At 59.7% G+C, this 1,147-nt stretch carries 2 protein-coding genes; both read right to left on the bottom strand.

Going from position 1 to position 1,147, the window contains the following annotated elements; all coding sequences use genetic code 11:
* The coding region (locus GJV78_RS22645; RefSeq protein ID WP_209439287.1) for an IS66 family transposase at positions 1 to 508 on the bottom strand (508 nt) is incomplete at its 3' end.
* Between the two features lie 49 nt (positions 509 to 557).
* Positions 558 to 905 (bottom strand): IS66 family insertion sequence element accessory protein TnpB, encoded by a 348-nt coding sequence (gene tnpB / locus GJV78_RS22640; RefSeq protein ID WP_000609174.1) that lies wholly within the window; start codon positions 903 to 905, stop codon positions 558 to 560.
* Between the last annotated feature and the right edge of the window lie 242 nt (positions 906 to 1,147).

The raw sequence follows: 1,147 nt of genomic DNA, 5'->3' as shown, positions 1-1,147 counted from the left end.
AAGGCGCCGGGGCCTGAACGATGCGGTCACACCGACGACAGGCATGCTTTTCGCGCACCGTACGGATAACCCGGAAGGCGCTGCGCATCAGCTCCAGCTGTTCGGCGGCATCCTCACCCAGGTAACTCAGCGAACCACCGCACTCCGGGCAACACGGCTCTGCGGGTAACAACCGCTTTTCATCACGGGGAAGCGATTCGGGGAACGGTTTACGGGTGCGGGTCTGGCGCAGCGGGCGCTGTACCGCCGGGTCATCCACCCGACCAGTCAGCGTATCGCTTTCCTGCTGAAGCCGGGTCAGGTCAGCCTCCATCTGCGCGATACGGCGGGATACCTTTTCGGAACGGCTGCCGAAGTTCATCCGGCGCAGTTTATCCAGTTGTGCCTGCAGATGGTCTATTTCGCGTTCCCGGTTGCTCAGCTTTTCCTGCAGGGCGTGGATCAGCGCTGCCTGTTCGGCCAGGCGCTGTTTCAGCAGAAGGATGTCGTCAGAAGAGGTGTCGTTCATAACCCCGTATTTTACCAGGGTTATTCTGCGACAACCAGGATAAAGAGCGCTACAACATGGTCAGGGACGTCAGTAACCGCTTTGGCTGTCGCCAGTCGATACCTTCCATCAGCATCGCCAGCTGCGCCGGGGTGAGGAACACTTTGCCATCACGGGCCGATGGCCAGGCGAAGCGACCACGTTCCAGTCGCTTTGTCAGCAGGCACAGCCCGTCACCGGTGGACCACAGCAGTTTGACCTGACTGCCGCTACGTCCCCGGAAGATGAAGACGTGGCCGGACATCGGGTCATCTTTCAGCGCCGTCTGCACCTTTGCGGCGAGACCGTTGAAGCCGTTGCGCATGTCGGTGATGCCGGCAACCAGCCAGATTTTAGTGCCGGCGGGAAGATTTATCATACAGCCCCCCGCATCAGCTCGCGCAGGACTGTGCTCATGAGCTCAGCAGAGGGATGAGTCAGTGTTATTTCTCCGCCCCGACATTTTATGTGGCAGGCAGTGGGAGGTGAACAGGATGGTGGTTCGAATGTTGGGAGAGAAGGCTCCGCCTGAAGCTGCACGGGTATCAGGGCTGGAAGCGACGATGCATTTTTTCGGGGCCGACAGACCCGCCCTTCACGCTGCCAGAGCCTTATCCATTT

The organism is Intestinirhabdus alba, assembly GCF_009711095.1.
Classification (GTDB): Bacteria; Pseudomonadota; Gammaproteobacteria; order Enterobacterales; family Enterobacteriaceae; genus Intestinirhabdus; species Intestinirhabdus alba.
This window is presented reverse-complemented; position numbering and strand designations above follow the sequence as displayed.

Coding starts and splice junctions, on each gene's coding strand:
- tnpB (WP_000609174.1), bottom strand. CDS start 905: ATGATAAATCTTCCCGCCGGCACTAAAATCTGGCTGGTTGCCGGCATC.